Source organism: Clavibacter lycopersici (assembly GCF_003576405.1).
GTDB classification, from domain to species: domain Bacteria; phylum Actinomycetota; class Actinomycetes; order Actinomycetales; family Microbacteriaceae; genus Clavibacter; species Clavibacter lycopersici.
On sequence record NZ_QWGT01000092.1, the window covers coordinates 1 to 9,903 of the forward strand.

Genomic DNA, 9,903 nt, shown 5'->3' on the forward strand with positions numbered 1-9,903 from the left:
GCCCGCAGCATGGACCGCCCCGACCGACGCGCACGCCGCCGCGGGCCCCGCGGTCGGCGCCGGCGCCCCGTCCGCGCCGCCCACGGCGCAGCAGCCCACCGCCGCCTACGCGACCGCGATGCCCGCCGGCGGCCAGCCCGCCGGATCGCCGTGGCCGGCCCCCGCGACCGACGCCTTCGGCCGCCCGCTCGCCGTCGACGCGGCGGGGAACCCCGTGCCGCCGAAGCGCATGCGCCGGGGCCTCCGCACGGGTCTCATCGCCGGAGCCTCGGCGCTGGCGCTCCTCCTCTCCTTCGGCAGCGGCACCGCGGTCGGCTTCATGGCCGACCTCGGCCGGTCGAGCTCGCAGGCCTCCGACACGCAGATCCAGGACCCGGGCTCCTTCACGCCGGGCCAGGGCTTCGGCCGCGGCACGACCACGCTGCCCGGGCAGGGATCCGGCAGCGGCTCCGGCTCGGGATCGGGCACGCAGTCCGGCACCGGCACGTCCGTCACCTCGCCCGAGGCGACGACCGTGCAGAAGACCGGCGTCGTGACCATCGACTCGGCGCTCACCTACGAGAACGCGGCAGGGGCGGGTACAGGGATCATCCTGTCGTCCGACGGCACGATCCTCACCAACAACCACGTCGTCAGCGGCGCGACCAGCATCCGCGTCACCGTCGAGTCGACCGGCAAGACGTACGTCGGGAAGGTGATCGGCACCGACGCCACCAACGACGTCGCCGTGCTGAAGCTCGAGGGCGCGTCCGGCCTCACGCCGGCGAAGCTCGACACGGACGGCGTCCAGGTCGGCGAGGCCGTCACGGGCGTCGGCAACGCGGGCGGCACCGGCACGCTCACCGCGGCGACCGGCCAGGTCACCGCCCTCGGGCAGACCATCACCACGCAGTCCGAGGGGACGGCGGCGGGCGAGACGCTCACCGACCTCATCCAGACGGACGCGCCCATCGTCTCCGGCGACTCGGGCGGGCCGCTCGTGGACGCGGAGAACGAGGTCGTCGGGATCGACACGGCCGCCTCCTCCGGATCCGCCCAGATCGCGGGCTTCGCCATCCCGATCGACAAGGCCATGTCCATCGCGAAGCAGATCGAGAGCGGCGTCGAGTCCGGCACCGTGAAGATCGGCTACCCGGCGTTCCTCGGCGTGCTGCTCGCGAACGGCGCGGGCACCGTCGCGGGCGCGCCCGTGCAGGGCGTCGTCGACGGGTCCGGCGCCGCGAAGGCCGGCCTCGCGCAGGGCGACGTCGTCACCTCGGTGGACGGGAAGACCGTCGCCTCCGCCTCCGAGCTCAGCGCCGCCATCTCGGCGCACAAGCCCGGCGAGTCGGTGACCCTCGGCTGGACCACCGCGGCCGGCGCCCAGGAGACCGGCACCGTGACCCTCACCGAGGGCCCCGTCGGCTGACCCGCTCCCACCACGACGACGGCCCGTCCCGCATCGCGCGGGGCGGGCCGTCGTCGTGCGGCGGGGATCAGCTGCGGGTCACGTCCAGCACCACCACGGCCCAGGACAGCGCCGGGAGCGTGAGCGTCAGGCGCCCGCCCTCGGCGTGCACGCCCTCGAGCGGCACGAGCCCGACCTGCTCGCCGGTCTCGAGCGTGTTGCTCGTGTGCCGGTCGCCGCCCTCGGGGACGCGCAGGACCTCGGCGCGGAGGATCCGGCCGGCGTCGAGCCCGCGCAGCGCGACCTCGGTGGACGCGTCCTCCTCGAGCCCGCGGTTCGCGAGGAAGAGGGAGACGGTGCCGGCCTCGTCGTCCCAGGTCGCGCTGACGTCGACCACGTCCGCGGTGCCGAAGCGGTCGTTGTCGTAGCGGTCGCTGTCCACCTCGACCTGGAGGATGCGGCCCGTCGCGAGCTGCGCCATCCGCGCGAACGGCCAGAAGATCGACTGGCGCCACGCCGGCCCCGCCTCCTCGCTGCGGATCGGGGCGATCACGTTCACGAGCTGCGCCTGGTTGGCGATCTTCACCCGGTCGCCGTGCCGGAGCAACGAGTTGAGGAGCGTGCCGACGACCACCGCGTCGGTGACGCTGTACTCGTCCTCGATGACCCGCGGGCGCTCCCGCCACCCGGACTCCTCGATGCGGTGCGGCTGGTCCTCGCCGTCGAGCCCGCGCTGGTACCAGACGTTCCACTCGTCGAACGAGAGGCCGATCCGCTTGCGGTTCTTGAGGCGCGCTCCGGTCGCGTCCGCGGTCGCGACGACCGACTCGATGAAGAAGTCCATGTCGACGCTGCTCGCCAGGAAGCTCCGCACGTCGCCCTCGTGCTCCTGGTAGTAGGCGTGGAGGGACACGTAGTCGACGACGTCGTATGTGTGGCCGAGCACGGTCTGCTCCCACTGGCCGAACGTCGGCATGCCCGAGTTGGAGCTGCCGCAGGCGACGAGCTCGATGCTCGGATCCACCAGCCGCATGGCCTTGCCCGCCTCCTGCGCGAGGCGGCCGTACTCGTCGGGCGTCTTGTGCCCGATCTGCCACGGCCCGTCCATCTCGTTGCCGAGGCACCAGAGCTTGATGTCGAACGGCTCCTCGGCGCCGTTCCTCCTGCGCATGTCGGAGTACTTGGATCCGCCGGGGTGGTTCGCGTACTCGACCAGCGACCGGGCCGCGTCGACTCCGCGCGTGCCGAGGTTGATCGCCTCCATCACCTCGACCCCGGCCGCCTTCGACCAGCCCATGAACTCGTGCAGGCCGAACGCGTTGGTCTCCACCGTGTGCCACGCGCCATCGAGGCGACGCGGCCGGTCCTCGACCGGGCCGACCCCGTCCTCCCAGTCGTAGCCGGAGACGAAGTTGCCTCCGGGGTAGCGCACGACCGTGGCGCCCAGCTCCTTGGTGAGGTCGAGCACGTCCTGCCGGTAGCCCTCGGGCGTGGCGGTCGGATGGCCGGGCTCGTAGATGCCGGTGTAGACGCAGCGGCCCATGTGCTCGACGAACGAGCCGAAGAGCCGGCGGGGCACGTCGCCGATGGTGAAGTCGCGGTCGATGGTGATGCGGGCGCGGGTCATGGGCGTCCTCCTGGATGCGGGGCCCGGGCGCGTGCGTCCCGGGCGGGGTGGGTGGATCGGTCGGTCGGGGTCGCGGGCGTGGAGCGGATCACTGCCCGCCGAACCCGGTGGTCGAGATGCCCTTGATGATCTGGCGCTGGAAGAAGAGGAACACGATGATCAGCGGCAGCGCGGCGAGCACGGCCGAGGCCATGTTCTGCGCGTACTGGATCCCGTAGGCGTTCTTCACCGTCTGCAGGCCGACCGGCAGGGTCATGAGCGTGGCGTCGTTCGTGGCGATGAAGGGCCAGAGGAAGTTGTTCCAGGCGCCGATGAACACGAAGATCGCGACCGCCGAGAGGATGGGGCGCGAGAGCGGCATCACGATCTGCAGGAACACGCGCACGCGCCCCGCCCCGTCGACGCGCGCGGCGTCCTCGAGCTCGATCGGGATCTGGTCGAAGAACGCCTTCAGGATGAAGACCATGGCCGGCTGCACGATCTGCGGCAGGATCACCGCCCAGAGGGTGTCCACCAGGTTGAACGACAGCATCTGGTAGAAGAGCGGGACGATCAGGATCTGCGGCGGGATGATGATCGACGCCACGATCGCGCCCATCAGCACCTTGCGGCCGCGGAAGTCGATGCGGCTGAGCGCGTAGCCGGCGAGCGCCGAGAACACGACCGCGACGACGGTGATCACCGTGCTGGTGACGAGGCTGTTCCACGTCCATAGCGGGATGGTGCCGCCGTTCAGCACGGAGGCGTAGGCGTCCAGCGTGAAGCCGCCCGCCGGGAAGATCGTCACCGGGAACGCCGCCGCGTCGGTCTCCGACTTGAACGACGTGAGCACCGCCCAGAGGAACGGCAGCAGCCACGCGACGGCCAGCACGATGAGGATCAGGAGCGCGGCGATGCGCGACGGCGCGAACCGGGGCGTCCCCGTCCGGCCCTGGCGGGCGGTGGAGGTCGTCGCGGGCTTCCGCGCGAGCGTGCCGGAGGAGAAGGCGGGTCGGGTGGCGGTGGTCATGACTTCCTCCGGGTGGCGGCGATCTGGATGACCGAGATGACCACGATCAGCGCGAAGAAGATGTACGAGATGGCGGCCGAGTAGCCGAAGCGGAAGCCGGTGAACCCGGTCTCGAAGACGTACTGCACGATGGGCCGGGTCGATCCGCCCGGGCCGCCCGCGGTCATCTGGTAGATCTGGTCGAAGACCTTGAGCGACGCGAGCACCTGGAGGATCGCGAGGAGCGCGGTCGTCGGCGCGAGCTGCGGGATCGTGATGGAGAACAGCTGCCGCCACTTGCCCGCGCCGTCGAGCGCGGCCGCCTCGTACTGCTGGTCGGGGATGTTCTGCAGCGCCGCCAGGTAGATGAGGAAGTTGAAGCCGACGGTCCACCACACGGTGGTGACGACGACGCTCGTCATGGCGAGGTTCGAGTCCTGCAGCCACGCGGGCTGCGGGAGGCCGAAGGCGCCGGCGATCGCGTTGACGACGCCGAGCTGCGGGTTGTACATCCAGAGCCAGAACAGCGACACGACCGTGGACGCGAGCAGGAACGGCAGGAAGAACGCGAGCCGCCAGAGCCACTGGCCCGGGAGCCCGAGGTTCACGAGGAGCGCGAGCACGAGGCCCACGACCAGGAGCGGGATGGTGCTCGCGATCGTGAAGACCACGGTGTTGCCGAGCGACCGCCACATCTGGCCGTCGCCGAAGGCCTCGAAGTAGTTCGCGAAGCCGATGAGCTCGCTGTTGGCGCCGGTGAGGCTCTGCCCGGTGAGGCTCTGGTAGAAGCCGTAGAGGACGGGCCAGACCAGGAACACCAGGAAGGTGATGAGGAACGGGGCGATGAAGAGCATCCCCTGGGTCTGCTCCTTGGCCCGGACCTTGGGGCTGCCCGGGGCTCGCCGCGGGGACGGTGACCCGGCCGCGGGGGCGACCGGGGTGGGTGGTGCTGCTGTCGTCACGAGTGGACTCCTTCGTCGTATCGCTGGGAAGAGGGGTGCGGCGCCGGGCGCCGACGGGCGCTACAGGGGGTTGGGCTTGGCGAGCAGCGCGTTGATCTGCCGGACGAAGGCGTCGAGGCCCTCGCCCGCCTCCTGGCGCCCGAGGAACACGTTCTGCACGTTCTCGGCGAAGTACGTCTGGAAGTCGGAACCGGATCCGGTGAAGTACGCCACCGGGTCGTACTCGATCTGCTCCGCCGCGTTCGCGTAGTGCGCCTGCGGGAGGAGCTCCGCGTACTCGGGGCTGTCGATGACGGGCTTGTACGCGGGGATGTGCCCGGCGCCCGCCCACTGGAGCGAGTTCTTCAGCAGGTCGGCGACGAACGCGTACGTCTTCTCGCGCTTGACCGGATCCGGCGAGCTCTGGTGCGGGAGCACGAACGCGTGCGAGTCGGCGTAGGTCGCGGGCGTCCCGAACAGGTTCGGGATGGGCATCGCGTCGAACGGCACCTCCGCCGTCTGGAAGGTGGGGAGCTCCCACACGCCCGTGACGATGGCGCCGCTCTTGCCGCCCGCGAACTCGGCGATGGCCGTGCCCGCGTCGCCGCTGGGGGTGGCGATGGTGCCGTCGAGCAGGCTCTGGATGTACTCGAGCGACGCGACGGCCTTGTCGCGGTCGTAGACGACCTCGCCGCCCGTGGGCAGCTCCATGTCGCCGCCCATCTGCTTGTAGAACGTGTAGAAGAAGCGCCACATCTGGGCGCCGTCGCCGAGGTAGCCGTAGCTGAGGCCGTGCTCGCCGGTCACGGCCTGCATCGCGCGCATCGCCTCGAGGAACGCGTCCGGCGAGGTGATCTCGGCCAGCTGTCCGTCGTCGCCCAGCACGCCCGCCTCGCCGGCGATCTCCGTGTTGTACATGAGGATGAACGGGTGGCTGTCGAGGGCGATGGAATACAGCTCCCCGTCGACGACGCCCTTGTCCCACACCCGGGGCTCGAAGTCCGCCTGCGTGACGCCGAGCTCGGCGAGCCTGTCGGTGTCCCACGGGTCGAGCAGGCCGCCGGGCGCGAAGCCGGGCACGCGCGCCGCGTGCATGACCGCGACGTCCGGAGCTCGTCCGCCGACCGACGCCATGGCGAGCTTCGTGTAGTACGGCTGGCCCCAGGCGAGGACCGTGGCGGTGACGTCGAAGCCCTGGCCGGAGTCGTTCGCCTCCATGACCATCTCCGTCATCCGGATGCCGTCGCCCCCGGACAGCAGATGCCAGTACTTCAGGTCGACGATGCCGCCGGCCGACGCCACCTGGGGCGCGCAGCCTGCGAGACCTCCGACGAGGAACGCGCCGCCCAGGGCGGCCGCGCCGCCCATGAGGACCTGACGCCTCGACCATGCCGAGGGACGTCCCCCGGCCTTTCCCGTAACAGGATCCATTGACCACTCCTTCGTGATGCGACGATCATTACATCGTTGTAATGCGGAGCGCAATGTTTCCGCGTCACGATCTGCGGGACGTTCGCCGGCGGAGCAGGCCGGGTCAGCGGGGCGCGCGCGTGCTGCCGCGGACGACGATGCGGTGCGGGATCACGAGCTGCACGGGCGGGCCGTCGCGCTCCTCGATGCGTCGCACCAGCTGGCCGACGGCCGCCTCCGCGTAGGCGCGGATGTCGAAGTGCACGGAGGTGAGGGTGGGGATCGAGAAGCGCGACTGGTCGACGTCGTCGAAGCCCGCGACCTGGATGTCCTCGGGCACGCGCACGCCGTGGTCGGCGAGCGCGCGCAGGGCGCCGAACGCCAGGCCGTCGGTGAAGCAGAACAGGGCGTCGGGCACGGGGTTGCCGTCGGACAGCCATGCGTCGACGGCCTCGGCACCGGACGCGCTGTTCCACCCCGTGCGGTCGATCTCGACGGGCGCCTCACCCGCCTCCTCCATCGCGCGCCGGTAGCCGATGCGGCGGAGGTCGCCGGCGGCGGACTCCTCGCGCGTGGCCGTGCCGAGCGCGGCGATGCGCCGGGCGCCCGTCCCGAGGAGGAACCGCGTCATGTCGTACGCCGCCTGCACGCTGTCGACGAGGACGCGGTCGACGATCTCCTGCTCGACCTCGCCGATCACCACGACGGGCGGCAGCGAGTCGGCCCGCCCGATGGCGCTCTTCGACAGCAGCACGGGGTTGAGGATCAGGCCGTCGACGAGGTGCTCGCGCGCCCGGCTCATGAGGTCGCGCTCGCGGTCGGGGCGCGAGCCCGTCTCCTCGATCTGGATGCTGTAGCCGGCCTCGTGCGCGACCTCGACGAGGTGGTGGGCGAGCTCGGCGGAGTACGCCGTGCCGAGGTCGGGCAGGGCGACGGCGATGACGCCCGTGCGGCCGTTGCGCAGGCCGCGCGCGGAGAGGTTCGGCACGTAGTCGAGGTCGGCGACCGCCTGCTCGACGCGCTCGCGGGTGGCGGGGCTCACGGCGACGCGGCCCGTGATCACGTTCGACACCGTCTTCGGGGAGACGCCCGCCCGCGCCGCGACGTCCTTCACTGTCGCGCGCATGACCCTCCCCTTGTCCGACCGGCGGCGGGCCTCTGCCGCCGGCGGTGCCCTGCGAATCTAGTGCACCGGCGTTCCCCCGCCCGCGGAGGCGACGCCCGGGAGCGCCCGGCATACTGCACGGATGATCTCCACCGCGCACGCCACGACCCTCCTGGAGCTCGGCCTCGAGTGGGACCCCGAGCCCGGCGACCGGTTCCGGATCCGCGGCCAGGGCTTCGAGTCCGACGTCTTCACCATCAGCGAGCTCACGATCGAGGCGCACGAGCACGCCACCGGCACCGTGCTCGGCTTCAACGGCACGACCGAGTGGGCGCTCGACTCCGTCGCGCTCGAGGACAGCCTGTGGCTGCCGCGCGAGGACCAGCTGCGGGCGCTGCTCGGCGGCGCGTTCCGGTCGCTGCGGCGCGAGATCGGCGGCGCGGAGGACGGCGCGCACGTGGTGCTCGTCGTGATCGACGGCCGCGAGGTCGAGCACCGGGACCTCGAGGCCGAGGAGGCGTACGCGAAGGCGCTCATCGCCGTGATGGAGGCCGCCGCCCCCACGCCGCCCGCCGCCTGACGCGGGTGGTCGGCGGGCTCAGGCCCGCGCGCGCCGGCGGACGACGACGGCAGCGACCGCGCGCCAGCCGAGCATGAGCAGCCCCAGGATGATCGCGGTCGTGATGACGAACGGGATCACGACCCCCTCGCCGCTGAGCGCGCGGAGCACCATGCCCACGACCACCGTCACGCCCCACACCAGGAGGCCGGTGGGTGCGACGCGCGAGGGGCTCCGCCAGGCCCGGGCCACGATCCAGCCGACGAGGCCCGCCGCGAGGAACGGCCACGCGGTGCCGAGCACGCCGGACGGCGCGAGGTCCTCGCCGTGGCTCGCCCGACCGATGAGGACGAAGACGACGATGACCGCGGCGTCGAGGACGACGGCGCGGACGATCTCGGGACGGGCGGCGCGGCGGGCGGTTCGGGGAGTCACCCCGCGATCCTAGGCGTCGCGCGCTGGGCGGTCGGCGTGCGCGTCACCGGCCGCCGCGCCCGGCAGGAGGAGGAAGCCGTCGGCGACGAGCGCACGGATCCGCGGCAGCAGCTCGGTGCGCAGGGCGCCCGCGTCCACCGCGGTGAGCTGCGCGACCGCGTCGACGATGGCGCCCACCGCGAGCTCCCCGTCGCACGCGCCGACGAGCGCGGCGAGCCCCGTGTCGAGCGGCACCTCGCGGCCGAAGCCCGCGCCCTGGCGGAGCGTCATGACAGTGGGATCCTCGGCGCCCGGCCAGTAGTGCCTCTCCTCCGTGACGTCGCCGGCCACCACGAGCGCGAGCCCGGCGAGGGCGCGGTCGTCGATCACGGCGAGGGCGTCGTGCGCGACGAGCGACGCCTGGAGGTGGTCGCCGAGGCCCGTGGGGTTGTGGCCGAGTCCGCCGTGCAGGCGCTCGATGCGGCGGAGCGTGGGCATGCCCGCGGCAGGGCGGCGGAGGGTCAGGTAGCCGAAGCCGACGCCGTCCACCCCGCGGGCGGCGAAGTCGTCGAGCCAGGCGTCGAGCAGCGCCTCGGACTCGGGGGTGCCGGCGCGGGTGCCGCCGTCGCGGATCCACGTCTCGGCGTACAGCGCGGCGTCCTGCACCTCGCGCTCGACGATCCAGGCGTCGAGGCCGGATCCCGTGTTCGCCGCCGCGCGGTCGAGCCAGCCCGCGACCCGCTCGAGGCCGGGCTCGCCCGCGCGGTGCTCCCAGTTGCCGAGGAGCTGCGCGACGCCGCCGGGCGTCAGGTGGTCGGCGAGGTCGGAGACGACCCCCTCCACCAGCGCGTCGCCCACGAGACCCGCGTCGCGGTACTCGTAGGCCGGCACGCCCTCCGCGCGCGGGGTGATCACGAACGGCGGGTTCGACACGATGTGGTCGAACCGCTCCCCCGCGACCGGCTCGAACAGGCTGCCGAGCCGCAGCTCGACGGTCGTGATCCCGTTGAGGGCCGCGTTCAGCGCAGCGAAGGCGAGGGCGCGCGCGGAGATGTCGGTCGCGACGACGCGGTCGGCATGGCGGGAGGCGTGCAGCGCCTGGATCCCGCAGCCGGTCCCGAGGTCGAGCGCGCTCGCGACCGGGGTGGAGATCATGAGCCCGCTGAGGGTGGCGGACGCGCCGCCGACTCCGAGCACGTGGTCCTCGTCGAGCGCGCCGCCGGTGGCGAGCTCGCCGAGGTCGGACGCGATCCACCACTCGCCGACGCCGTGCGCGTCGATGAAGCCGTAGGGGCGGAGGTCGACCGCCGGGCGGGCCCGGTCGCCGTCGAGCTCGATCAGGCCGAGGCGTGCGGCGCCGTCGAGGCCCAGCGTCGGGAGGGCGGCGCGGAGGTCGGCCGCGTCGACCGGGTCGCCGAGGACGAACAGGGCCGCGAGCGCGGCGGGCGCGGGGAGGCCGTCGGAGGTGCGCG

The 9,903-nt window shown here is 72.5% G+C and carries 9 protein-coding genes; 2 read left to right on the forward strand and 7 right to left on the reverse strand.

All coding sequences use genetic code 11. The annotated features are described in order from the left end of the window. Positions 1-1,408, forward strand: a 1,408-nt coding sequence (locus DZG00_RS07960; protein WP_233550102.1) for a S1C family serine protease, incomplete at its 5' end; no start/stop codon positions are given. Positions 1,409-1,475: 67 nt separating this feature from the next. Here DZG00_RS07960 and arfA read toward each other — a convergent pair. From arfA to DZG00_RS07985, 5 genes are all read right to left on the reverse strand, one after another. Further along, positions 1,476-3,014, reverse strand: a complete 1,539-nt coding sequence (gene arfA, locus DZG00_RS07965) for an arabinosylfuranosidase ArfA (RefSeq protein WP_119381948.1) — start codon at positions 3,012-3,014, stop codon at positions 1,476-1,478. A gap of 88 nt (positions 3,015-3,102) precedes the next feature. Further along, entirely contained in the window at positions 3,103-4,023 is a 921-nt protein-coding gene (locus DZG00_RS07970) for a carbohydrate ABC transporter permease (RefSeq protein ID WP_119455515.1), read from the reverse strand. Then, positions 4,020-4,964: a carbohydrate ABC transporter permease gene (locus tag DZG00_RS07975; RefSeq protein WP_119381950.1), complete on the reverse strand. Its 945-nt coding sequence runs from the start codon at positions 4,962-4,964 to the stop codon at positions 4,020-4,022. The genes DZG00_RS07970 and DZG00_RS07975 overlap by 4 nt, the downstream gene beginning before the upstream one ends. A 60-nt stretch (positions 4,965-5,024) precedes the next feature. Beyond that, entirely contained in the window at positions 5,025-6,374 is a 1,350-nt protein-coding gene (locus DZG00_RS07980) for an extracellular solute-binding protein (RefSeq protein ID WP_119381951.1), read from the reverse strand. Positions 6,375-6,477: 103 nt separating this feature from the next. Continuing rightward, positions 6,478-7,479 carry a LacI family DNA-binding transcriptional regulator gene (locus tag DZG00_RS07985; RefSeq protein WP_119381952.1) on the reverse strand — a complete coding sequence of 334 codons (1,002 nt, stop codon included), beginning with the start codon at positions 7,477-7,479 and terminating at the stop codon, positions 6,478-6,480. Between the two features lie 121 nt (positions 7,480-7,600). Here DZG00_RS07985 and DZG00_RS07990 point away from each other — a divergent pair, with 121 nt between their 5' ends. After that, positions 7,601-8,038: a pilus assembly protein CpaE gene (locus DZG00_RS07990; RefSeq protein ID WP_119381953.1), complete on the forward strand. Its 438-nt coding sequence runs from the start codon at positions 7,601-7,603 to the stop codon at positions 8,036-8,038. Between the two features lie 18 nt (positions 8,039-8,056). On the opposite strand, the gene DZG00_RS07995 is transcribed toward DZG00_RS07990, so the two are convergent. Both DZG00_RS07995 and DZG00_RS08000 read right to left on the reverse strand, forming a co-directional pair. Continuing rightward, complete coding sequence (locus DZG00_RS07995; protein WP_119381954.1) at positions 8,057-8,452, reverse strand: DUF3054 domain-containing protein; 396 nt, start codon at positions 8,450-8,452, stop codon at positions 8,057-8,059. 9 nt (positions 8,453-8,461) lie between these two features. Further along, a partial coding sequence (locus DZG00_RS08000; RefSeq protein ID WP_119455516.1) for a methyltransferase occupies positions 8,462-9,903 on the reverse strand: 1,442 nt, incomplete at its 5' end.